Origin of the sequence: Alcanivorax limicola (assembly GCF_019931215.1) — a bacterium.
GTDB classification, from domain to species: Bacteria; Pseudomonadota; Gammaproteobacteria; order Pseudomonadales; family Alcanivoracaceae; genus Isoalcanivorax; species Isoalcanivorax limicola.
On record NZ_JAIOUB010000004.1, the window covers coordinates 57405 to 80145 of the forward strand.

At 62.1% G+C, this 22741-nt stretch carries 20 protein-coding genes; 15 read left to right on the forward strand and 5 right to left on the reverse strand.

Translation table 11 applies throughout. The features are described from left to right. Positions 1-98 precede the first annotated feature (98 nt). Positions 99-632: an inorganic diphosphatase gene (gene ppa, locus K8B33_RS13090; RefSeq protein ID WP_223427277.1), complete on the forward strand. Its 534-nt coding sequence runs from the start codon at positions 99-101 to the stop codon at positions 630-632. Positions 633-701: 69 nt separating this feature from the next. Here ppa and K8B33_RS13095 read toward each other — a convergent pair whose 3' ends face one another. Beyond that, positions 702-1676, reverse strand: a complete 975-nt coding sequence (locus K8B33_RS13095; RefSeq protein WP_223427278.1) for a DUF2333 family protein — start codon at positions 1674-1676, stop codon at positions 702-704. A gap of 173 nt (positions 1677-1849) precedes the next feature. Between K8B33_RS13095 and dsbD the strand changes: the two genes are divergently transcribed. The 12 genes from dsbD (at position 1850) to K8B33_RS13155 (ending at position 17304) form a co-directional block, all read left to right on the forward strand. Then, positions 1850-3841, forward strand: coding sequence for a protein-disulfide reductase DsbD (gene dsbD / locus K8B33_RS13100; protein WP_223427281.1), 1992 nt, complete (start codon positions 1850-1852; stop codon positions 3839-3841). A 175-nt stretch (positions 3842-4016) separates the two neighbouring features. Further along, the gene (gene aroQ, locus K8B33_RS13105; protein WP_223427283.1) at positions 4017-4466 is read left to right on the forward strand and encodes a type II 3-dehydroquinate dehydratase; all 450 of its coding nucleotides are present in this window, start codon (positions 4017-4019) and stop codon (positions 4464-4466) included. A gap of 42 nt (positions 4467-4508) precedes the next feature. Continuing rightward, positions 4509-4979 carry an acetyl-CoA carboxylase biotin carboxyl carrier protein gene (gene accB / locus K8B33_RS13110; protein WP_223427285.1) on the forward strand — a complete coding sequence of 157 codons (471 nt, stop codon included), beginning with the start codon at positions 4509-4511 and terminating at the stop codon, positions 4977-4979. 103 nt (positions 4980-5082) lie between these two features. Further along, a complete protein-coding gene (accC, locus tag K8B33_RS13115) occupies positions 5083-6426 on the forward strand; it encodes an acetyl-CoA carboxylase biotin carboxylase subunit (RefSeq protein WP_223427287.1) in 1344 nt (447 codons plus the stop codon). 5 nt (positions 6427-6431) lie between these two features. Then, the gene (gene prmA, locus K8B33_RS13120; protein ID WP_223427295.1) at positions 6432-7316 is read left to right on the forward strand and encodes a 50S ribosomal protein L11 methyltransferase; all 885 of its coding nucleotides are present in this window, start codon (positions 6432-6434) and stop codon (positions 7314-7316) included. 87 nt (positions 7317-7403) lie between these two features. Continuing rightward, positions 7404-8753, forward strand: coding sequence for a zinc-ribbon and DUF3426 domain-containing protein (locus K8B33_RS13125; protein ID WP_223427297.1), 1350 nt, complete (start codon positions 7404-7406; stop codon positions 8751-8753). A 122-nt stretch (positions 8754-8875) separates the two neighbouring features. Then, the gene (gene dusB, locus K8B33_RS13130; RefSeq protein WP_223427299.1) at positions 8876-9931 is read left to right on the forward strand and encodes a tRNA dihydrouridine synthase DusB; all 1056 of its coding nucleotides are present in this window, start codon (positions 8876-8878) and stop codon (positions 9929-9931) included. A gap of 29 nt (positions 9932-9960) precedes the next feature. Beyond that, positions 9961-10242: a DNA-binding transcriptional regulator Fis gene (fis, locus tag K8B33_RS13135; protein WP_223428007.1), complete on the forward strand. Its 282-nt coding sequence runs from the start codon at positions 9961-9963 to the stop codon at positions 10240-10242. Between the two features lie 91 nt (positions 10243-10333). Next, positions 10334-11896: a bifunctional phosphoribosylaminoimidazolecarboxamide formyltransferase/IMP cyclohydrolase gene (purH, locus tag K8B33_RS13140; protein ID WP_223427301.1), complete on the forward strand. Its 1563-nt coding sequence runs from the start codon at positions 10334-10336 to the stop codon at positions 11894-11896. A 25-nt stretch (positions 11897-11921) separates the two neighbouring features. Then, positions 11922-13211 (forward strand): phosphoribosylamine--glycine ligase, encoded by a 1290-nt coding sequence (gene purD / locus K8B33_RS13145; protein WP_223427303.1) that lies wholly within the window; start codon positions 11922-11924, stop codon positions 13209-13211. Between the two features lie 108 nt (positions 13212-13319). Further along, positions 13320-14426 (forward strand): cyclic nucleotide-binding domain-containing protein, encoded by a 1107-nt coding sequence (locus tag K8B33_RS13150; protein WP_223427305.1) that lies wholly within the window; start codon positions 13320-13322, stop codon positions 14424-14426. Between the two features lie 178 nt (positions 14427-14604). After that, on the forward strand, positions 14605-17304 hold the full coding sequence (locus tag K8B33_RS13155; protein WP_223427306.1) for a hybrid sensor histidine kinase/response regulator: 2700 nt from the start codon (positions 14605-14607) through the stop codon (positions 17302-17304). 22 nt (positions 17305-17326) lie between these two features. Here K8B33_RS13155 and K8B33_RS13160 read toward each other — a convergent pair whose 3' ends face one another. After that, complete coding sequence (locus K8B33_RS13160) at positions 17327-18814, reverse strand: AAA family ATPase (protein WP_223427307.1); 1488 nt, start codon at positions 18812-18814, stop codon at positions 17327-17329. A 101-nt stretch (positions 18815-18915) separates the two neighbouring features. Here K8B33_RS13160 and coq7 point away from each other — a divergent pair, with 101 nt between their 5' ends. Further along, positions 18916-19641 carry a 2-polyprenyl-3-methyl-6-methoxy-1,4-benzoquinone monooxygenase gene (coq7, locus tag K8B33_RS13165; RefSeq protein ID WP_223427308.1) on the forward strand — a complete coding sequence of 242 codons (726 nt, stop codon included), beginning with the start codon at positions 18916-18918 and terminating at the stop codon, positions 19639-19641. Positions 19642-19698: 57 nt separating this feature from the next. Here coq7 and speD read toward each other — a convergent pair whose 3' ends face one another. Together speD and K8B33_RS13175 are read right to left on the reverse strand one after the other, a co-directional pair. After that, on the reverse strand, positions 19699-20502 hold the full coding sequence (gene speD / locus K8B33_RS13170; protein WP_223427309.1) for an adenosylmethionine decarboxylase: 804 nt from the start codon (positions 20500-20502) through the stop codon (positions 19699-19701). A gap of 162 nt (positions 20503-20664) precedes the next feature. Then, the gene (locus K8B33_RS13175; protein WP_223427310.1) at positions 20665-21093 is read right to left on the reverse strand and encodes an OsmC family protein; all 429 of its coding nucleotides are present in this window, start codon (positions 21091-21093) and stop codon (positions 20665-20667) included. Positions 21094-21515: 422 nt separating this feature from the next. On the opposite strand from K8B33_RS13175, the gene crp reads away from it, so the two are divergent. Continuing rightward, positions 21516-22148, forward strand: coding sequence for a cAMP-activated global transcriptional regulator CRP (gene crp, locus K8B33_RS13180; protein WP_111655817.1), 633 nt, complete (start codon positions 21516-21518; stop codon positions 22146-22148). Positions 22149-22172: 24 nt separating this feature from the next. On the opposite strand, the gene K8B33_RS13185 is transcribed toward crp, so the two are convergent. Further along, complete coding sequence (locus K8B33_RS13185) at positions 22173-22718, reverse strand: protein tyrosine phosphatase family protein (protein ID WP_223427311.1); 546 nt, start codon at positions 22716-22718, stop codon at positions 22173-22175. Positions 22719-22741: the final 23 nt, after the last annotated feature.

Consider the following 22741-nt stretch of genomic DNA (forward strand, 5'->3'; position numbering starts at 1 on the left):
CTGACACAACAGAGCCCCCCAAAAGGTCGGGTGGCCACATATGGCGCAGGGTTGCTATAATCCTGCGCCATCAGTAACTGCATCGGGCCACAGCTATCATGGATTTCGCAAAGATTCCCGCCGGCAAGGACCTTCCGGGCGACATCAACGTCGTCATCGAGATTCCCGCCAACGCCTCACCGATCAAGTACGAGATCGACAAGGACAGCAACGCCATCGTGGTTGACCGGTTCATGGCAACGCCCATGTTCTACCCGGCCAACTATGGCTTTATCCCCAACACCCTGTCTGAAGATGGCGATCCGCTGGACGTATTGGTGGTCACGCCCTATCCGGTGATGGCCGGCGCCGTGATTCGCTGCCGCGCCGTGGGCGTGCTGAACATGAGCGACGAATCCGGACAGGACGCCAAGCTGTTGGCCGTGCCCCATGACAAGCTGACTGCCGCCTACAAGGATGTGCATGAATACACCGACCTGCCGGCACTGCTGGTTCAGCAGATCGAGCACTTCTTCGAGAACTACAAGGACCTCGAACCCGGCAAATGGGTCAAGGTGGACGGCTGGGATGACGCTGACGCCGCACGTCGGGAAATCACCAAGTCAGTAGCCGCCTACAAGAACGATCTTTGATCTCGCGCACCACTGCAACGCATTACGGGGCCTGTCTGGCCCCGTAATGCGTTGTCGCCACCGGGAAACTCAGTTCAGCGTATCGCGCAGCTCGCGCAGAGACAGGTTGGCACCGGCAATGTGATTCGCCATCACCAATGAATGATTGGCAAAAATGCCAAACCCCGAGCCATTGAGAATCAGCGGACTGCGTATCGGCGCCTGGGTATATTCCAGTTGATGCATGGCCCGGCGCAGGTGAATGCGACCCTCCGGGGTCAGTGACGGCCCGAATTCGATCTCCGCGCCGCGCAACAGATGCAACAAGGCCCAACTGCTCCCCCTTGCCTGATAGAACACATTGTCTACCTCACGCCACGGCGTTCGGGTCAATGGCGCATCATCCTGATCCAGCAGACCCGCTTCCGGCAAAGGCCGACCGACGCTGTTGGACAGCCGGCGACTGAGCTCCGTAAGACGCTCCTGCACCTCTCGCAACCAGTAATCCAGATTGGCCGGCGCATTGTTGAAAGCAGCCGAGTCGTCCTCCGCATCCTGCAGCCGCGCCAGATAGCGCTCCAGCGCCCGGATACCGCGGCGATACTCGCCCTCGGTGGACGGCATGGCCCAGCTTTTATGGTCAAAATTGAATTGCGGTGACACGATCGCCAGGTCGACATCTTCTCGCCCGGGCTTGCGCCCCAGGTCCCGATGCAACGCCCGCGCCAGATCGCGCCCCTGGGTCAACACGCCGTACTCCCAGTTCGGCATATTATCCAGCCACAAGCGGTGCGGCAGTATGTCATTGCTGAGATAACCACCGCGCTTGTCCAGCAAGGTACTCATGACATCCGCCAGCGCCATGGTCATGGCCTCACCTGCCACCGGCTCCGCCGGTAGCGCAAGCTCCGGCAGGGCCGGCTCCCGACTCCAGTACCAACCCAGCAGGATATTCAACAACAGCAAGCCACCGAGCACACCGGGGATAACGTGGCGCCCGCGACGGATGGCCCAGACATGCGCATTGCGCAGCAGGGTCCGCAAATGATGAAAACGCTTGTTCATATTCTCCCCGCTCCGCGTTTCGGCGTGCCACAGTGCAAGAGTGCCACAGTGCAAGACTGTAGCGTACCTGCAGTCGTTGATCACTGGCAGATGCGGCCAATCGCCACACAGCAGACTCACAGTGTCTCTGATATCCTTGCTGCTCAAACGTTACTCTGACCGGATCTGACCGGATGACCTGCTTGCTGATGACCCAAAGCGCCCGCCCCTCGTCTCTGGCCATGCCTGCCCGCCGCATCGGCTATCTGCTGACCGCGCTGCTGATGCTGGTCCTGTGCTCCCCTGCCAGCGCATTGCTGGGGCGCGATGACCGCGGCAGCAGCTTGTTTGGTGGCGGTGGCAACGACCTGCCGACCGCAGAGCAGGCGATCCGCATCAATGCCTCGGCCGATCTCGAGAACCAGGCCATCGATCTCACCTTTGACGTCGTTGATGACGTCTATCTTTATCAGCACGGCTTTGCCTTCCGCCTGCGGGATACCCACGGCAATCTGATCGAAGACTTTGCCGACTTCGAGGTCCCTGACGGCACTCTCAAGGATGACGAGCTGTTCGGGCGGGTGCAGGTGTACTACGGCATGCTGAACCTGAGTTTGCCCCTGTCCTCGATCCCGCTCACCGAGACAGTGCTGGAGGTGGATTACCAGGGCTGTATCGAGGATGTGTTGTGCTACCCGCCATTGACCCGGGAGCTGCCGCTGACGTTTGTCAGCGCGGAGAACCTGGCATTCGGTGCGCCCGCGGAGGCGCCAGGCGCCCGCAGCGAAGGCAGCTTTTTCGGGACCCTGGGCTCTCAGGATGCCGGCGCCTTTTCTCGCTGGATGGGTGATCAGAATCTGATCATGGTGACGCTGCTGTTCTTTGCTGGCGGCTTGCTCCTGGCGTTCACACCCTGCGTGTTCCCCATGGTGCCGATTCTCTCCGGCATCATTGCCGGGCAATCGCACCCTACTGCCCGGCGCGGTTTCCTGCTCAGCAGCGCCTATGTGCTGGGCATGGCCGTGCCCTATACCCTTGCCGGGCTGCTGGTGGCCGTCTTCGGGGCACGCCTGAACCTGCAATATCTGCTGCAACAACCCGCAGCCATCATTACCTCCGCCGTTATCTTCATCGTGCTGGCGCTGGGCATGTTCGGCGTCTTCCGCCTGCAGCTGCCCGCCTTTCTCCGGGACCGTCTCAGCACTGCGGGCAGCCATCGGCGGCAAGGCTCACTGGGCGGCGCAGCCTTGCTGGGGGGCATTTCTGCCCTGGTGGTCTCGCCCTGCGTGACGCCGATTCTTGCCGGCGCGCTGCTGTACGTGGCCAGCAGTGGTGACGCTGCGACCGGCGCCCTGTCGTTGTTTGCCCTGTCACTCGGCATGGGCGTACCGCTGATTCTGTTCGGCACCGGCGGCAGCCATCTGCTGCCTCGCGCGGGCACCTGGATGGAAGACATCACGCGCTTCTTCGGCGTCGTGATGCTCGGTGTGGCCATCTGGCTGCTGGACCGCATCATTCCGCCGGGCGTCACGCTGGGGCTTTACGGCATCCTGCTGGCGGTCTACGGGGTGCAGCTGGGCGCACTGGAACCTGCTGGCGACAGCAGCCGGCTCAAGCGCGGCCTGGCGCTGGTGCTGGCCCTGTACGGCGCCGTTATGGTGGTGGGCGCGGCCAGCGGCGGTACGGACCCCTGGCAGCCGTTGAGCCACACGTCATCCACCACGTCATCTGCCGCCACAGGGTCCGCGGCGGGCACGCCGACCACCGAAGGTAACGAGGAAGGCATTCGGCATCCGCCAGCGGGACACTATGACTTCGTCGACGTCACGGGGCGCGAAGCACTGCAGTCCGTACTCCGCGACGCGCAGGCAGCGGGCCAGCCGGTACTGGTGGATTTCTTTGCCGAGTGGTGCGTCGCCTGCAAGGTGCTGGAAGAGACCACACTCAGTGACGCCGACGTACTGGCAGCCATGCAGGGCCGCGACATGTTGCTGGTGCGCGCGGACGTCACGCGTATTACCCGGGACAATCAGGCCATCATGGCGGACTACAACATCTTCGGCCTGCCCAGCCTGGTCTTTCTGGCCGCTGATGGCGAAGAAGTCGCTGACAGCCGCGTCCTCGGTGAAATGAGCCCGGAGCGCTTTCTGACTCACCTGAACACGCGGGTATTTCCGTCGATATGACGGGGATTATGGCGTGACTGACCAGTCTTAGTTGTAAGGAAACTTGTAAAGGCCTTTTCTCGCCCGCTTTTTCCCCCTAGTATTGACTCAAACCGCGAAAGCCGCCCCTTTAGGCGGCTTTTGCCATCCAGTTCACAACTTTTCACCGCATTTGCTCCGTAGCGAGGAGGCTCCAGTGGCATCGATACTGGTTTTGCACGGCCCCAACCTGAATCTGCTGGGCACCCGCGAGCCGGAAACCTACGGCCACACGACACTGGAGCAGATCAATAATGGCCTGCGGGAACAGGCCAGTGCCGGCGGGCATCACCTGCAATGGCTGCAAAGCAATGCCGAGTACGAACTGGTGGAGCGCATCCACAGCGCCCGCACCGAGGGCATCGATTTCATTCTGATCAACCCGGCCGCCTTTACCCATACCAGTGTCGCCCTGCGCGATGCACTGCTGGGTGTGGCCATTCCGTTTATCGAGATTCATCTTTCCAACACGCACCGGCGCGAAGATTTCCGCCAGCATTCCTATTTTTCTGACATCGCTGTCGGCGTTATTTGCGGCCTGGGGGCGGACGGCTATCGTCTGGCTCTGGATGCGGCAATCAAACGACTTGCCGACGGCGGACACTGACCCACTGACACAGACGCAGAAGACGTAAAGGGCAATAAGTCTATGGATATTCGCAAGGTCAAGAAGCTGATCGAACTGCTGGAAGAGTCCGGTATCGACGAGCTGGAAATTCATGAAGGGGAGGAATCGGTACGCATCAGCCGTGGCAACCGCAATGCCTACCCGCCCCAGCAGATGTATGCCGCCATGCCGCCGCAAGCCCCCCAGCCGGCTCAGCCAGCACCGGGCGCACGCAGCGAGGGTGACGACACAGGGAAGGATGGCAAATCCCTGCCGCCGGGCCACCTGGTGCGCTCCCCCATGGTCGGCACTTTCTATCGCTCCCCGTCCCCCGGCGCGGCCATGTTTGTGGATGTCGGCCAGCAGGTCAAAGCAGGCGATGTGCTGTGCATTGTCGAAGCCATGAAGATGATGAATCAGATCGAGGCTGACAAAACCGGCACCATCGAAGCAGTACTGGTGGAAGACGGTGAGCCGGTGGAATACGACCAGCCGCTTTTCATTATCGGTTGAATAGCCGGTTGAATAGCCGGTTGAATCGTCGGCTGAGCGCGCTCACCTGTCCGAGAATCCTTGCCTGCCGTACGCGGCAGGCAACAATTGAGAGCCTGACACCATGCTGCGAAAAGTAGTCATTGCCAACCGTGGCGAGATTGCCCTGCGCATTCTGCGTGCCTGCAAGGAGATGGGCATTCGTACCGTTGCCGTTTACTCCACGGCAGACAGCGAATTGATGCACGTGCGCCTGGCGGATGAGTCGGTCTGTATTGGCCCGGCCCCCTCCAGCGAGTCTTATCTGAATATTCCGGCGATCATCAGCGCCGCCGAAGTTACCGATGCCGACGCGATTCACCCCGGCTACGGCTTCCTCGCCGAGAACGCCGATTTCGCCGAGTGCGTGGAACGCTCGGGGTTCATCTTTATCGGGCCGCGCGCTGACACCATCCGCCTGATGGGCAACAAGGTATCGGCCATCGAGGCCATGAAAGCCGCTGGCGTACCGACGGTGCCCGGCTCCGACGGCCCGGTGGGCGAAGACGGCGAGCGCGCGCTGGAACTGGCAGAGCAGATCGGCTACCCGGTGATCATCAAGGCCGCAGCAGGCGGTGGTGGTCGCGGCATGCGCGTAGTGGAGAAGTCCGCCGCGCTGCTGAATGCCATCACGCTGACGCGCTCGGAAGCCAAGAACGCGTTCGGCGACGACACCGTTTATATGGAGAAATTTCTCCAGCATCCGCGACATGTGGAAATCCAGGTACTGGCCGACGGCCAGGGCCATGCCATCCATCTCGGTGACCGCGATTGCTCCCTGCAACGCCGTCACCAGAAAGTGGTGGAAGAAGCGCCAGCGCCGGGCATCCCTGATGCACTGCGCGAAGAAGTGGCCCAGCGCTGCGTCCGTGCCTGCATTGAAATTGGCTACCGTGGCGCCGGCACCTTCGAATTTCTTTATGAAGACGGCGGCTTCTACTTCATCGAGATGAACACCCGCGTGCAGGTGGAGCATCCGGTAACCGAAATGGTCACCGGCGTGGACATCGTCAAGGAACAGCTGCGCATCGCTGCGGGCGAGCCCCTGTCCTTGCGTCAGGAGGATGTAGTCATCACCGGTCACGCCATTGAAGTCCGACTCAATGCCGAGCACCCGGAGCGTTTCACGCCCAGCCCCGGCGCCATCAGCTACTACCATCCACCCGGTGGCAATGGCATTCGCGTGGACTCGCATATCTACACCGGCTACACCGTGCCGCCCTACTACGACTCCCTGATCGCCAAGATCATCACCTGGGGGCCGGACCGGGCCAATGCCTTTGCCCGCATGCGCAATGCGCTGGAAGAGGTCGTGATCGAAGGCATCTTTACCAATGTGCCGCTGCACCGGGACAAGATCTTCCGTGACCCGGCATTCGAGGAAGGCGGCGTGGATATTCACCACCTCGAATCGAAACTGCGGAGCTGACACCTGTGCCCTGGCTGCAACTGCACATCCCCAGCACCGCCGACGCGGCGGAGCAGGTTGAAGACGCCCTGATGGCACTGGGGGCCAATGCCGTCACGCTCAGCGACGCCGCAGACCAGCCCTTGTTCGAACCGCCGCCCGGGGCAACGCCCCTGTGGCGCGAAACCGTAGTCAGCGCGCTGTTCCCGGCCGATGCCGATGAACAGACGCTGCTGGCCGGCCTGATCGCCGCGCTGGGCGCGGCACCTGCCGACTACCGCTTCGAGCCGCTTGCTGATCAGGTCTGGGAACGGGCCTGGATGGATGACTTCAAGCCCATGCAGTTCGGCGAGCGCCTGTGGATCGTACCCAGCTGGGCGGAGCCACTGACCGGGAATGCCGTGAACCTGCGACTGGACCCCGGCCTGGCGTTCGGCACCGGCACCCACGAAACCACCGCCATGTGCCTGGCCTGGCTCGACGGCGCAGACCTCACCGGCAAGACCGTTCTGGATTTCGGCTGTGGCTCCGGCGTGCTGGCCATTGCCGCGCTGCTGCTTGGTGCGGAGCGCGTGCTGGCCTGCGATATTGATCCCCAGGCGCTGCTGGCCACCCGGGAGAACGCCATACTCAATGGCGTTTCCGACCGGCTGGAATGCTGTCTACCGGATGCCATGCCGACACAGGCCAGCTTTGATCTGGTGATCGCCAATATCCTGGCCGGCCCGCTGGTATCCCTGGCGCCGCAGCTGCTGGGGTACTGTTCCAACGGCGCAGCGCTGGTGCTGTCCGGCATCCTCAACGCGCAGGCTGAGGAGGTCATGGCGGCCTACTCGCCTGACATTTGCTTCAGCCCGCCAGCCCGTCAGGGGGACTGGACACGGCTGGCCGGTGTACGCGCTGACGCATGAACGTGATGCAGCCCCTTGCCAGAACCCCGTGGTTTACGTACAACGGCGTATACTAACGACATCCTCAGAATAAACGACCGGACTGCCATGGCTGCTCAATATAAAACTCAATGTCCGCACTGTGGCGCCCAGTTCAAGATCGGCGAGCAGCATCTGCGTCAGGCGCGCGGCGCCGTCCGTTGTGGCAGCTGCCTGCAGGTTTTCCAGGCCACAGAGCATCTTATCGAGGCGCCGCCTCGTCCAGCAGCGACGGATACCGCCCCGAGACAGCCAGGGCAGACCACTGCGCCCGTGCAGAAATCGCCATCAGCCGGAAAGAAGCGCTCAGACGATGAATCCTGGGCTGAAGAACTGCTCGCCCGGGAGACACCCGCCGCACGTCCGGCCCCCGCTCCCGCCCCAACCCGCAACTGGACGCTGGACGAGGGCCCTGGCGCGCCGGGCACGTCCGACGCAGCGCCCGCAGACAGTGACGACGAGCAGAATGATACCCGCGTCTCCCTGGGCGGCGGGCTGGAGTTGAGCGACTCGTTCCTGTCGCTGGATGAGGAAGGGGATTCCGGCCTCGACAACGAAGACTTCACCGACATGAGCGGCGCCGGTCGCAGCCATCAGGGACAAGGCGGCGACGAATCCTGGGCCGAAGCACTGCTGCAGGAGCTGGAGGAGGAAGAAAGCCCCACGCCCGGCGCCGACGGCCCCATGGCGCTGCAACAGGATGCTGATAAAGCAAAGCGCAGCCCGGCGCGCAAACAGCCTGCCGAAAACCCGCTGTTCAAAGCCAGCCCCGGAAAGAATGATCCTCAGGAGGGCCTGGATGTCGGTCTCGAGGACGCCTTTGACGACGACTTCGACCTGTTCGCCGACAATGACGCACTCGGCGACTACGAACCGGCCCCGGAACGGCCAAAGAAAAAGAGCCCGCCCGTCTTCGACCGCCCACGCCTGGACATCGGTCACGCACTGAAATGGGGTGGTCTGTCCATTGCGGCGGTACTGGTGCTGGCTGGCCAGTATCTGGTGTTCAACTATGATCGCCTGGCGCGGACACCGGAATGGCGCCCGCTGTACGCCAATGCCTGTGACGTGCTCGGCTGCACGCTGCCGAACCCCTCGGACATTCGTCAGTTGCGCGGCACCAACCTGGTCGTGCGCACTCACTCGCGCGTGGAAGGCGCACTGGTGGTGGATGCCATTCTGTACAACCACGCCCATTACGAGCAGCCTTTCCCGGTGCTGGAACTGAGTTTCAGTTCGCTGCGCGGGCAGCCGGTGGCCAGCCGTCGCTTCACGCCCGATGAGTACCTGCGCGGTGAGCTGGCGGGCATGAACACCATGCCCAGGGATGTGCCGATCCGGGTGTCCTTCGAGATTCTCAATCCCGGCGCCGACGCCGAAAGCTACCGCCTGTACTTCCACCCTGCCCCCGGGGCCTGACGTTGTACAAAAACCAGCTGTATAAAAACCAGCTGTATAAAAAATAGTCCCGAAATGGCCTTCCCCCTCTCTGCGACCGTCACTATCATACGTCGCCTCGGAGGATGCCCCCCGGAAGACCTATGCAGATCGGCCCCCACACATTCGCCAACGCGTTGATACTGGCCCCCATGGCCGGCGTCACGGATCGGCCGTTCCGTCAGCTGTGTCGGGAGCTGGGTGCCGGGCTGGTGGTGTCGGAAATGGTGACCTCGGATACGCGTCTCTGGCACTCCCGCAAAAGCCGCACCCGACTGCCTCACGCGGATGAGCCTGGCCCGATCTCGGTGCAGATCGCCGGTGCCGATCCCGCGATGATGGCTGAGGCCGCACGCGCCAACGTGGCGCTGGGTGCACACATCATCGATATCAATATGGGCTGTCCGGCAAAAAAGGTTTGCAAGCGCGCGGCCGGGTCAGCGCTGCTGCGCGATGAGGCACTGGTGCAGAATATTCTCGAGGCTGTCGTTGCGGCGGTGCAGGTCCCGGTTACGCTCAAGATCCGCACCGGCTGGAGCACCGATCAACGCAATGCCGTGACCATTGCACGCATTGCACAAGACGCGGGTATTCAAGCACTTGCCGTGCATGGCCGCACCCGCGCCTGTCGCTTCAATGGCGAAGCCGAGTACGACACCATCGCCCGTGTTGTGGCGGCCGTCGACATCCCCGTTATGGCCAATGGCGATATCGATTCACCGGAAAAAGCCAAACGGGTACTGGAAACCACGGGAGCCAGTGGTATCATGATCGGCCGCGCTGCTCAGGGTAACCCCTGGATCTTCCGCGACACGCTGCACTATCTCGCTCATGGCGAGTTGCCCGCAGCACCGGAAGTTGCCGATGTCGCACATCGTGTGCTGGGACATCTCGGGGCGTTACACCAGTTATACGGCGAGGTAGCCGGCTCACGCATCGCCCGCAAGCATCTGGGCTGGTATACACAGTCACTGCCTCAGGGCGACGCGTTCCGGCGCAGCTTCAACCAGCTGGACACTGCCGCAGCACAGCGGCAGGCAGTAGAGCAGTATTTCCACAATCTCGACAAGACCACAGACCGGATCCCCATCGGTCAGTACAGAGTGTCTGCCGCCGACACCGGGGAAGGCGTTGCGCAACACGGAGACATGGCCGCATGACCAGCACAGCCGCATGGACACTGATTGACATGAACACCGCTGAAAACCGTACACCCCACCTGACACTGGCCCAGACCGACAGTCAGGACACACTGCGCAACTGTGTGCGCCGCTCGCTGATCGAGTACTTCAACAATCTGGAAGGCGAAGCCGTCAATGATCTGTACCAGATGGTACTGGCCGAGATGGAAATCCCGCTGCTGGAGAAAGTGCTGGAATACACGCGCGGCAACCAGACCAAGGCGGCAGAAATGCTCGGCCTGAACCGCGGCACACTGCGCAAGAAACTCAAACAGTACGGCCTGCTGTAACAGCAGGCCAGACCCGAAGGGCAGTTGGCACTGCCCTTTTTTTATTTCCCTTCATTCGTCCTGACAGCCCCGCATTAAGGTAGAGATGACCATGAGCAAAGCCGTCCAGCGTGCCCTCATCAGCGTTTCCGACAAGACCGGCATCGTCGAATTCGGTCGGGCACTGAGCCAGCACGGGATCGAGATACTCTCCACCGGAGGGACCTTCCGCACACTCCAGGAGGCAGGCATCAGCGTCCGGGAGGTCTCTGAGCACACCGGATTCCCGGAGATGATGGACGGCCGGGTCAAGACGCTGCACCCGAAGATCCATGGCGGCATCCTCGCCCGCAGAGGCCAGGACGATGCGGTGATGGCGGACAACGACATCCAGCGCATTGATCTGGTCGTGGTCAACCTCTACCCCTTCGAGCAGACGGTAGCCAACCCGGACTGCAGTCTGGAAGACGCCATCGAGAACATCGATATCGGCGGCCCGACCATGGTGCGCGCGGCGGCGAAGAACAATGCCCATGTCGGCATTGTCACCAACCCCTCGGACTACAATCAGGTCATCGCCGAGCTGCGCGACAACGACGGCGCCCTCACGGATGCCTTCCGTTTCGATCTGGCGATCAAGGCGTTCGAGCATACCGCCGCCTACGACAGCGCCATCGCCAACTATTTCGGCCAGCGGGTCGGCAACGGCAATGATCCGTTCCCGCGCACGCTCAACCTGAACTTCGTCAAGACCCAGGACATGCGCTACGGTGAGAACCCGCACCAGCGCTCCGCCTTCTACACCGAGCGCGCGCCCAAAGAAGCCTCGGTTGCCACTGCGCAGCAGTTGCAGGGCAAGGCGCTGTCCTACAACAACATCGCTGATACCGATGCGGCACTGGAATGCGTCAAGCAGTTCACCGACCCCGCCTGCGTTATCGTCAAGCACGCCAACCCCTGTGGTGTGGCGGTGGCCGCCGACATCGGCACGGCCTATGACCTGGCCTTTGCCACCGACCAGGAATCCGCCTTCGGCGGTATTATCGCCTTCAACCGGTCACTGGATGAAAACACCGCCCGGGCGATCGTGGATCGCCAGTTCGTGGAAGTGATCATTGCCCCGGCCGCCAGCGACGCCGCCCAGGCGATTGTGGCGGAGAAGAAAAACGTGCGCCTGCTGGTATGCGGCGAATGGGCCGACAGCTACAGCGCCTTCGACTACAAGCGCGTCAACGGTGGCCTGCTGGTGCAGGACCGGGATCTGGGCATGGTCACTGCGGCTGATCTGAAAGTCGTGACCCAACGCCAGCCCACCGAGGCTGAAATCCGCGATCTGCTGTTTACCTGGCAGGTGGCCAAATTCGTCAAATCCAATGCCATCGTCTATGGCCGCAACGGCCAGACCATTGGTGTCGGCGCCGGTCAGATGAGCCGCGTCAATTCTGCCCGCATCGCCGGCATCAAGGCCGAGCATGCTGGCCTGACCGTCGCCGGCGCAGTCATGGCCTCCGATGCCTTCTTCCCGTTCCGCGACGGCATCGACAACGCCGCCAAGGCGGGCATCAGCTGTGTTATCCAGCCCGGTGGCTCAATTCGCGATGACGAAGTCATTGCCGCCGCCGATGAGTCAGGCATGGCCATGGTCTTCACCGGCATGCGCCACTTCAGACACTGACCCCAGGACCCTGAGACCGAACGCCATGAAAGTGCTGATCATAGGAAACGGTGGCCGCGAACATGCGCTGGCCTGGAAAGTCGCCAGCGCGGACAGCGTGGAGCAGGTGTTTGTCGCGCCCGGCAATGCCGGCACCGCGCGGGAAGCCCGCATTACCAATGTCGCCATCGACGCCATCGACAAGACAGCGCTAGCCGACTTTGCGCTCGCCAACAACATCGGCCTGACCATCGTCGGCCCGGAAGCGCCACTGGTCGACGGCCTGGTGGATCATTTCCGTGACCGGGGCCTGAAGTGCTTCGGCCCCACCGCTGGCGCCGCGCAACTGGAAGGCTCCAAGGCCTTCACCAAAGACTTCCTGGCCCGCCACAACATCCCCACCGCCGCCTACGGCAACTTTACCGATGTGACCGAGGCGCTGGCCTACGTGCGTGAACAGGGTGCCCCCATCGTCATCAAGGCGGATGGTCTTGCTGCCGGCAAGGGCGTGATCGTCGCCATGACGCTGGAAGAAGCCGAATCCGCCGTACGCGACATGCTCGACGGCAATCGTTTCGGGGACGCTGGCCACCGGGTGGTGGTGGAAGAATTTCTGGAGGGCGAAGAAGCCAGCTTCATCGTCATGGTGGATGGCAAGAACGTGTTGCCCATGGCCACCAGCCAGGATCACAAGCGTGTGGGCGACGGCGATACCGGGCCCAACACCGGCGGCATGGGCGCCTATTCTCCCGCGCCCGTGGTCACGCCAGACATCCATCAGCGCATCATGGATGAAGTGATTCTCCCCACCGTGCGCGGCATGGCCGCCGAAGGCCATGCCTACACCGGGTTCCTCTACGCCGGGCTGATGATCGACCACAGCGGCACACCCAAGGTCATTGAATACAACTGCCGCTTCGGCGACCCCGAGACCCAGCCCATCATGATGCGCCTGCAAGGCGATCTGGCGGCGCTGTGTCTGGCGGCGCTGGAAGGACGACTGGATCAGGTCGACGCCGCCTGGGACCCGCGCCCGGCGGTTGGTGTGGTACTGGCGGCCGGCGGCTACCCGGATGCGTATCGAAAAGGGGATGTCATCAGCGGCCTTGAGGGCACTGACACGGCTGACCTCAAGGTCTTTCACGCAGGCACCGCGGAGCATGATGGCGAGGTGATTACCCAGGGCGGTCGCGTGCTCTGTGTCACAGCACTCGGCGATTCCGTTGCCACGGCGCAGGCTCGCGCCTACGATGGCGTGCGGCTCATCCACTGGGATGATTACTACTACCGCAGCGACATCGGTTACCGTGCCATTGCCCGCGAACAGGCTGAGTAAACGGCCACCCCGGGGGCAGCATGCTGTGACGGCTTATGAGACGCTGTGTCATAATAAAGTCGTACGCCCGAACGACCCCCCAAACGACCCCGGGAGCGAACGCTGACCATGGCCGACACCGATCATATTGACCTCGACAGGCTCAGGCACTTCATTCCGTTTGACAGCCTGAGCGCGTCCCACCTGAACGAAATCCGCAGCCGCATCCAGGTGATACGAGTCGCCCCCGCGCGGTTGGTGTTCAAGCGCGGACAACCGGCAGATCTGGCGCTGTTTCTGATCGATGGCTCGGTGGATATGACGGATGCCAGTTTTCAGGTCCGCCACTTTCCCGCCGATGACGACGAGAACTATCTGGCCCTGGACAATTACCCGACTCACACCGTCAATGTGATCAGCACCGAAGCCACCACCTTCTACGCCATGGAACGCAATCACCTGGATCTGCTGATGACCTGGACCCAGGCGGCAGAGTCCATGCTGGATCAAGGCGAGGCACGCCACCACGGCGACTGGATGGACGCACTGCTGGAATCCGAACTCTTCTCGCAAGTTCCGCCTGCAAAAATCCAGTCGCTGTTTGTGCAATTTGAAGAGCGGGAGGGACTACTGGGCGATGTCATCGTGCGCGAGGGCGAAGCGGGTGATACCTTCTACGTCATCAAGCAGGGCAAGGCCATGGTCACCCGACAGATCGGCACCCGGACAGAAACGCTGGCCGCACTGACGGCGGGCGATTTTTTTGGTGAGGACGCACTGATTTCCGATGCGCCGCGCAACGCCACTGTCACCATGACCAGTGATGGCACTTTGATGTGTCTTGGCCAACAGGATTTTCGCGATATATTACAGCAGTCGGTGATCCGTAGCGTGACCGCCGAAGAGATGGATGCCATGAGCGAGGACGGCGACCGCGCCTGCGTGCTGCTGGATGTGCGCCTGCCCATGGAGTTCAAACATGATCGCACCACCGGCGCACGTAATCTGCCGCTGACTGAATTGCGGCGTCAGGTGCGCAATCTTGAAAAGGATTTTGTCTATGTTGTTTGCTGCGATGGAGGGCGCCGAAGCGAACTGGGGGCCTACCTGCTCTCGGAAGCCGGATTCGAGGCGTATGTCCTCAAACACCCGGACGCAGCACCCTCAGCGGACAGCAGCGGAGCAGCATCGGCCACACCCCCCGGCGGTGCCAGCGCACCCGGCACAACACTCTGATCTGACGCAGCGCCGTCACACGCACCACAGGGACAGGCAGCCCGAAAGTCTCGACGTTACACTGCCCGGGGCACTGCGCCTCCTGCCGAGCCTCCTTCTGTATCTGGGAGCGTGTCTGGCACTGAGCCTGTCCCTCTTCCCTTTCAATGCCAACGCCCAAAGCCCCCTGCCGCCGTTCGTGATCAACGACACGCTCGACAGCGCACGCATCACGGTCTATTCAGAGCATTTCGAGGACAGCGAGGCTCAGATCACGCTGCCCGAGCTGTTACGCGGTGACCACGACCAGCGCTTCCGCCCCGCACTGCGATCGTCAGAATTTCTGGGCTTCAGCGCCAATCCCTGGTGGATAAGGCTCGCGCTGAGCAACAATACCGACGAAACGCAGCACCTGCTGTTGAACATGACACCGGGCCTGTACGGCGACATTCGATTTTACGGCCCGGCGGACGGCGACTATACCGAGCGCCGGGCTGGCACCCGCGCAGACCCGCCCTGGGCAGATCTGCGTTATCGCTCCCCGGTATTCCGGGTTGATCTGCCTGCGGGCGCCACCCACACCTACTACCTGCGCATCATCCCGGACCGTCACCTGACTTACACCTTGCGACTGAACACGCTGGAGCAACAACTTCAGCGCAGCCTGCGCACCGACGGGCTGTTCCTGTTGCTGACCGGCATCATCCTCGGCCTGGTGCTGTACAACTTTTCCCTGTTCGTGCTCTACCGCTCCTGCGTGCATCTCTACTATTCCGCCTTCCTGTCGGCCCTGACACTGGCGGCGCTCAGCAGCAGCGGCTTCATTGGCGTGCAGTATTTCCCCCTCCCGGATTTGCAACCGCACACCGAGGCCACCGCTGCGCTGCTGGCCATCGCCGCCAGTACGGCCTTCAGCCGCGTCTTCCTCAACAGCCGGCGCACGGTGCACGAAGCCGAACCCTGGCTGCTGACACTGATCGCCTCTGCGTTGATCATTGCGCTGCTCAACTGGGCATTGCCGGCCATACTGGCGCTGCAGATTGCCTACATTCTGGCGCTGGCCTGCACCGCCATACTGGTGTGGGTGGGCTTCGCCTGCTGGCTGCGACAGGGCGACCATGCCGGACTCTATCTGCTCGCTCGCAGCCCGCTGATTGTCTGCGTGACGCTGACGATACTGGCCAGCTTCGGCGTCCTGCCCGTCAGCATCAACGGTCCGCTGCTGGTGCTGAGCACAGCGACCGTCGAAGCCTTGCTGTTCGCCCTGGGCCTGTCGCGCAAAAGCCGCCTGGAGCTGGAACAGCGCCTGAATGCAGAACAGAGTGAAGCCCTGACCTCCGCCACCTGGCGTATCCGCGGTGAAACCCTGGCACGCCTCAGTCATGAGATCCGCACCCCCATGAGCGGCGTCCTGGGCATGGCGGAGATTCTCCGCGATACACCGCTGACGCCCAATCAGAAAGACTATGTGCAAGGCATCCAGAATGCGGGCGAGAGTCTGTTGAAAATTCTCAACGACGTGCTCGAATATTCGCGCCTGGAACAGGGCAGCGCCGAAATGGAGGTAAGCCGTTTCGATCTCACAGAACTGGTCATGGATGCCGTAGAACTGTTCCGCGAACGCGCCGAAGAAAAGCAGGTTGAATTGATACCGCACATCCATACCAATGTGCCGCAACAGGTGGAAGGTGATGCAGCACGCCTGAAGCAGGCCCTGACCAATCTGCTGGGCACCTGCATTCGCCATGCCCAGAGCGGTGAGCTTGTGGTGGACGTGGCCCGGGATGCCTCCGGACGCGCCGACAATCTGCGCTTCGAATTCGAAGGCTCAGCCCTGGCCCACAGCCCCGCGCTGTTTGACCCTCTCTCGGGCCATGAGGCGCCCGCCACCAACGCGGACAGCAGCCATCTGGGCCTCGCCATTGCTCGCCAGCTCGTGGAGGCCATGGCGGGACGCTGTGGCACCCGTAGCGGGCGCAGTGGCCCATCCGGCTGGTTCTCACTGCCGCTGCCCGCCATGGAGTGCACCGAGCCCACTGACATCGACAACACGCTGCTGCGCGGCCGCACCATTCTGGTGGTGGATGATTCCAGCACCGTAACCCGGGTGATTCGCCAGCAAGCACTGGCCTGGGGCATGCGCGTCACCGCCTGCCACGACCCGCGGGAAGCGCTGGCCAGCATCCGCACCCAGACCAATCTCAACGATCCCTATGACGTGATCTTGCTGGATCACCAGATGCCCGGCATGACCGGCATGCAGCTGGCCGCCCGCATCCACGAGGACCCGGTCGTCACGCGTACGCCTCTGTTGATCATGCTCACCGGCGTCAATGATGCACCCACCGCCACCATGGCCCGCAACGTCGGCATTCATCGCGTGCTCGGCAAGCCGGTGTCCGGCCCGCGCCTGCGGCAGGTCCTCGCGGAAGAACTCGGTGCGGTTGCCGAGAAACGTCCGGATGAGCTCGACAACCAGTCTCCGGACCCGGGGCTGCGCATTCTGGTCGCGGAAGATCATCAGCTCAGCCAGAAAGTCATTCGCGGCATGCTGGCCAAACTGGGACTGGACGCCGACGTGGTAGCCAACGGGCGCGAAGCGCTGGAAGCGGCCTGCACGGGCAACTATGACCTGGTACTGATGGACTGCGAGATGCCGGAGATGGATGGCTTCGAGGCAACCCGCCGCATCCGCGAATGGGAGCGCCATGCTCACCGAAAACCCTTACCGATTGTAGCCCTCACCGCCCACATTCTGCGCGAGCACCGTGAGCGCAGCATGGCAGCCGGCATGAACGCCCACGTGCCCAAACCCGTGGAACTCGACACCCTGCGCCGCGCCATTGTGCAGCACACCACCCACCACCCGGTGGCCGCAGCGGCCGACACCCGGGAGTAGCCGGCAACTGTGCCCGAATGGGTTATCCGTCCGCAGGCACAGCGCGGCCGTGACACCAGGCCCGCAAGGCGGCCAGATTCTCCGACATGGTGACCGACAGCGGCACCGTGCTCTGGATCTCCGCCTGCAGATGCGCCGTTGTCAGCGCCTGATCCAGTGCCCGGGCACTGTAGAGCCCGGCCACGATAGCCTGCTCGATCTCCGCCCCGGTAAAGCCGTCACAGCACTCTGCCAACAGCGCCAGATCAAAGGCTGCCGGATCCTGCTCGCGCCGATTGAGGTGAATACGCAGGATTTCCTCGCGGGTGGACGCGGGTGGCAGATCAACGAAGAACAGCTCGTCGATACGGCCCTTGCGGATCAGCTCCGGGGGCAGGCGTTCGATATCGTTGGCCGTGGCCACCATAAATACCGGCGCCTTGCGTTCGGCCATCCAGGTAAGCAATGTGCCCAGCACCCGCCGCGAGGTACCGCCGTCGTTGTCGCCACCGGATATGCCTTTCTCGATTTCATCCAGCCACAGCACACAGGGCGCCATGGTTTCGGCCATGCGCAGCGCCTCACGCAGGTTGCGCTCGGACTCGCCAAAATACTTGTTGTAGACCGCTCCCATGTCCAGGCGCAGCAACGGTAGCCCCCAGAGCCCGGCCACCGCCTTGGCGGCCAGACTCTTGCCACCGCCCTGCACCCCCACCAGCAGAATGCCCTTGGGGGTATCGGCACTCATCCCGTCGGCAGCGGCGCGGGTGAACACGCTCTCCCGCTTGGACAACCAGTCCTTGAGCCGTGTCAGCCCGCCCACCTGGGCAAAACTGGCGGTGTCGTATTCAAAGCTGAGCACGCCATCCATATCCAGCAGACGGAACTTGGCCTTGTTCACCTCCGGCAGGTCGTCCTCAGTAATGGCGCCATCGTGGATGATGGCGCCGCGCGCCAGCCGCCGGGCATCGTCCTTGCTCAGCCCGCGCAGGTTGCGCACCAGTTTGTCCAGCGCCTCACGCCCGGTGCGGACGCGATCACCCCGTTCCCGAGCGAAAGCACGCGCCTCCTCCTGAACAATATTCAGAATCTGGTCCTGATCCGGCATGCTCAACGCGAAGCGGGCACAGAAGCGCGACAGCTCCGGCGGAATGGTCAGCGCATGACTGATGAGCACCAGCGTATGGCCCACGGTGTCGTGGTTGAGGGCAATATCCTTGAGCAGTCGAATGATCCTGGGTGCGTTTTCCAGGTAGGGGTGAAGATCGCAGAGCGCGTATATGCCCGCCTCTCTGGTGCTGCGAATCTGGCCCAGCGCCGCATCGGGCTCCAGCGTATGTCGCTGCCCGTCAGCGCCCTCCAGCTCGAGCCGCTTCAGGCCCTCAATGATATTCCAGCCGAACACGGGCCGGGCCTTCTGCATGCCTGCGCGACGCAGCAGGTCCAGCGCTCTTCTTTCTTCCCAGGTTTCGATGATGATGATGGGATAGCGCGAGGCGATCATCAGCCGCAGGTCTTTCAAGTCTTTCATTCCCCGACCCTTTTCTTCACAAGTATTGTTTTTGGAGAGGATACCTGTTTGAGCTTGCCAAGGTTATCATGACCTTCACCCCTGCATGGTAGACTGGCGCTATGACACATCCAGCCCCTGTACATTCCAATCATTCCGGCGCACGCCCCGGTGCAGATTCTGAACGTCGCAGCACGTCCCGACCGCGCCGCCTGAGCCCGCTGGACCAGCTGTTGGCCAGTGCCGATAACGCCCTGCGCACCCTGACCCCGGGCAGCACCCGTGGCCAGCGCGCCAACCCGGCCGCGACCACCCAGGGGGACAGCGCTCCCGCAGACAGCCATCAGGCCCGTCATATCGCGGGTCTGATGCGCGTCAACCATACCGGTGAAGTCTGTGCCCAGGCCCTGTATCAGGGCCAGGCCACCACGGCGGGCCTGCCCCATGTGCGCCGCGCCATGGAGGAAGCCGCCAGGGAAGAGGAAGACCACCTGGCCTGGTGTGAAGAACGCATCCGTGAACTGGGCGGTGTGCCCAGCCGGCTCAATCCGCTGTTCTACGCCATGTCCTTCAGCATCGGCGCGCTGGCCGGTCTGGCTGGTGATCGCTGGAGCCTGGGGTTTGTCACGGAAACGGAGAACCAGGTGGTCCGTCACCTGGACAGCCACCTGAATCAGGTACCACTGGAAGACGAACGCACCCGGGCGATCCTGGAGCAGATGCGTATCGATGAGCAGCAACACGCCACTCTTGCCCGGGAAGCAGGCGGTGCGCCGCTACCGGTACCCGCCCGCCGCCTCATGAGCCTGGTGAGCCGGGTGATGACGTTCAGTACATACCGTATTTGAGAGCAGGACCTGCGCCGGGCAGCGGCACGGCGCAGGCGTTTGTAGCAGGCGTGCTGATCAGTCGAGATTACGACTGTAGAAAATTTCCAGCATTTCCTTGCGCAGACGCGCCTCGATATCCTTCAGTTCCGCTTCGTTGAACTCGTCCTTACCGGCGCCAAACAGGTAATTGTCGATATCAAAGTCTTTCAGCAACATCTTGGTGTGGAAGATGTTTTCCTGAAAGACATTCACATCAATCATCTGGTAGGCATTCTGCGTATCTTCGGTGAGGAAGTTCTGGATCGAATTGATATCGTGATCAATGTAATGCTTGGTGCCATCCACATCACGGGTCATGCCGCGCACGCGATAATCGATGGTGACAATATCGGAATCGAAACTGTGGATCAGGTAGTTCAACGCCCGCAGCGGTGAAATGACGCCACAGGTCGACACATCCACGTCCACACGGAACGTGGAAATACCATTGTCCGGATGGGATTCCGGGTAGGTATGCACGGTCACGTGGCTCTTGTCCAGGTGGGCAACGATAGTATCAGGCAGCGGGCCCGGCGCTTCCTCGTCGAAATCCGGGTCCGTCGGCGGGGCATCATGCTCGGCAATCAGCATGGTCACACTGGCACCCTGGGGCTCGTAATCTTCACGCGCCACATTCAGCACGTTGGCGCCGATGATCTTGGTGACGTTGGTGAGGATCTCGGTCAGACGCTCGGCATTGTAGAGCTCATCGATATACTCGATGTACTCCTTGCGATGCTGCTCGGTCTTCGCGTAGCTGATATCAAAGATGTTGAAGCTCAGCGACTTGGTCAGGTTGTTGAAACCGTGCAGCTTGATCTTCGGATTGGGATCTTTCACCTCGGTCTGCCCTTCTGTTGCCTGATACAGTTGATCGTTGCCGCAAGCATTGCGGAGATACGCACGGCGATTGCCGTCACGATACCGCTGCGCCCCGGCAGGTTAAAGTGCCTGCCTGTAAATTCATGCCACACACGCCGCCGCCCGGCTCGGCCAGACGCCTTAACTGGCAGGCGTCTCGATCTCGTAGCTGTGACTGATCTCTACCCCGCCCCGGGCCAGCATGATCGACGCGGAACAGTACTTCTCGGCGGACAGCTCGACCGCACGGCGTACCTGGTTTTCCTTCAGGTTGTTTCCCGCCACGACAAAATGCAGGTGAATACGGGTAAACACCGCCGGCACTTCGTCTTCCGCCCGCTCTGCGGCCATCTCGCAGCGGCAATCCGTCACGTCCTGACGGGCCTTGCGCAGAATATGGATCACGTCAAAGGATGAACAACCGCCCAGGCCTACCAGCAGCGTTTCCATGGGCCGTGGGCCGCGGTTTTCGCCACCATGGTCAGGCGGCCCGTCCATGACGATTCGGTGTCCGGTCCCGGACTCACCCTCAAAACAGGCGGCGCCCTGCCACCGTATCACTGCACGCATCGCTGTGGTTTCCTCGCGGCTCAGAAGCGGGCGCGCAGATTATCACACCCGACCCGCCGAGACACAGCATCCCAGGGGCTCGCCGGGCTTTTTTTCCGCGATCCGTTTCGGCAGATGTGCCAGCAGATAGTGGCACTTTGCCACACTCCTTATACGGGCTCCAGGAAGGAGCGTCCGAAATTGACAGGGCCCGGCGCAGCCTCCATGCTGCCCGACCTGACAAACGGTCTCAGAACGACAGGCCCCTCATGCAAGCCTCATGTTGGTGTCATCCTGGCGTCATGCTGGTGCCAAGCAGTACGCACGCTCGGTAATGGCGCCTTGGCATGGCGGGCAAAAAAGGGCAATATCAGACCGTTTTGTCACCTTTTTTACCTATGAACACGCTTTTCCCCTATACACACAACGATGAATTACAGGCCATGACGGATTCCAGCAACAAGATTATTCCCAACCTGGACAATTTCCTGGCCCATTGCCACCGCCGCAAATACCCGGCCAAGAGCACCATCATCTACGCCGGCGATGAGTCTGATGCGCTCTACTACATCCTGAAAGGCTCGGTCACGGTGATGATCGAAGACGACGATGGCCGCGAAATGATCATGGCCTACCTCAATGAGGGCGACTTCTTCGGCGAAATGGGTCTGTTCGAGCAGGAGCCGAGTCGTTCCGCCTGGGTCAAGGCCAAGACGGAATGCGAGGTAGCTGAAATCAGTTACGCCAAATTCCGGCAGCTGGCCCGGGAAGACGCCGACATCCTGTTTACCGTCTCGGCCCAGATCGCCGGCCGCCTGCGCGCCACCACCCGCAAGGTGGGCGACCTGGCCTTCCTGGACGTGACGGGCCGCGTGGCAGGCACCCTGCTGGACCTGTGCAAGCAACCGGACGCCATGACCCATCCGGACGGCATGCAGATCAAGGTGACACGTCAGGAGATCGGCCGCATCGTGGGCTGTTCACGGGAAATGGTCGGCCGGGTACTCAAGAATCTGGAAGATCAGGGCCTGGTGTCCGTCAAAGGCAAGACCATGGTGGTCTACGGCACGCGCTGAGGCCGTTAATCCGCCGGGCCCGCTTCACTCACTGTTGCGGGGTGCAATGCGGGGTGCAATAAAGTCCCCCCAGACCCCCTGGGGGCGCCAGATACGATGCAGATCGCGCCGCGCCCGCTCCGGCGGCTCTGCCAGCACTTCACAGCGATACCGGTACATGAACGCGGATACCCGCATGTTGGCGGCGCAATGCACCAGCACACGCCCCTCGCCCCGTGACGCCATGGCATCACAAAAACGACGAAAATCCGCGTCCGACGGCGCCGCAAAATCCACCGGAATATGCACATAGCGCATACCCAGCGCAGCAACAGTCCCCGCCTCGTCCGGCAACGCATTATCCGCCGTCACCGGCGCCAGATTGATGACCGTCTCCACGCCACTGTCGCGCAGGCGCGCAAGCTGCTTTTCCGTAGGCTGCCCGGAGGTCAGCAATTGCGGGCCCAGGGCGAGGAAATTGTAGATACCCCGAGGGTGCTGCCCGCGCCACGGCAGCGACACCCGGTGGCGCAGCCACTGCCCGGCACTGCGCACCCACATCCCCAGATGGCGAATCCTGTCTTGCGGCATCCACACGCTCCCCGCGCTCCCGC

Bases quoted from the DNA above. Each gene is read 5' to 3' on its own strand.
- purH (WP_223427301.1), top strand. From the start codon at position 10,334: ATGAGCAAAGCCGTCCAGCGTGCCCTCATCAGCGTTTCCGACAAGACC.
- accC (WP_223427287.1), top strand. From the start codon at position 5,083: ATGCTGCGAAAAGTAGTCATTGCCAACCGTGGCGAGATTGCCCTGCGC.
- coq7 (WP_223427308.1), top strand. From the start codon at position 18,916: ATGACACATCCAGCCCCTGTACATTCCAATCATTCCGGCGCACGCCCC.
- crp (WP_111655817.1), top strand. From the start codon at position 21,516: ATGACGGATTCCAGCAACAAGATTATTCCCAACCTGGACAATTTCCTG.
- K8B33_RS13175 (WP_223427310.1), bottom strand. From the start codon at position 21,093: ATGCGTGCAGTGATACGGTGGCAGGGCGCCGCCTGTTTTGAGGGTGAG.
- dusB (WP_223427299.1), top strand. From the start codon at position 8,876: ATGCAGATCGGCCCCCACACATTCGCCAACGCGTTGATACTGGCCCCC.
- K8B33_RS13095 (WP_223427278.1), bottom strand. From the start codon at position 1,676: ATGAACAAGCGTTTTCATCATTTGCGGACCCTGCTGCGCAATGCGCAT.
- accB (WP_223427285.1), top strand. From the start codon at position 4,509: ATGGATATTCGCAAGGTCAAGAAGCTGATCGAACTGCTGGAAGAGTCC.
- K8B33_RS13160 (WP_223427307.1), bottom strand. From the start codon at position 18,814: ATGAAAGACTTGAAAGACCTGCGGCTGATGATCGCCTCGCGCTATCCC.
- ppa (WP_223427277.1), top strand. From the start codon at position 99: ATGGATTTCGCAAAGATTCCCGCCGGCAAGGACCTTCCGGGCGACATC.
- K8B33_RS13125 (WP_223427297.1), top strand. From the start codon at position 7,404: ATGGCTGCTCAATATAAAACTCAATGTCCGCACTGTGGCGCCCAGTTC.
- dsbD (WP_223427281.1), top strand. From the start codon at position 1,850: ATGACCTGCTTGCTGATGACCCAAAGCGCCCGCCCCTCGTCTCTGGCC.
- purD (WP_223427303.1), top strand. From the start codon at position 11,922: ATGAAAGTGCTGATCATAGGAAACGGTGGCCGCGAACATGCGCTGGCC.
- K8B33_RS13150 (WP_223427305.1), top strand. From the start codon at position 13,320: ATGGCCGACACCGATCATATTGACCTCGACAGGCTCAGGCACTTCATT.
- fis (WP_223428007.1), top strand. From the start codon at position 9,961: ATGAACACCGCTGAAAACCGTACACCCCACCTGACACTGGCCCAGACC.
- K8B33_RS13185 (WP_223427311.1), bottom strand. From the start codon at position 22,718: ATGCCGCAAGACAGGATTCGCCATCTGGGGATGTGGGTGCGCAGTGCC.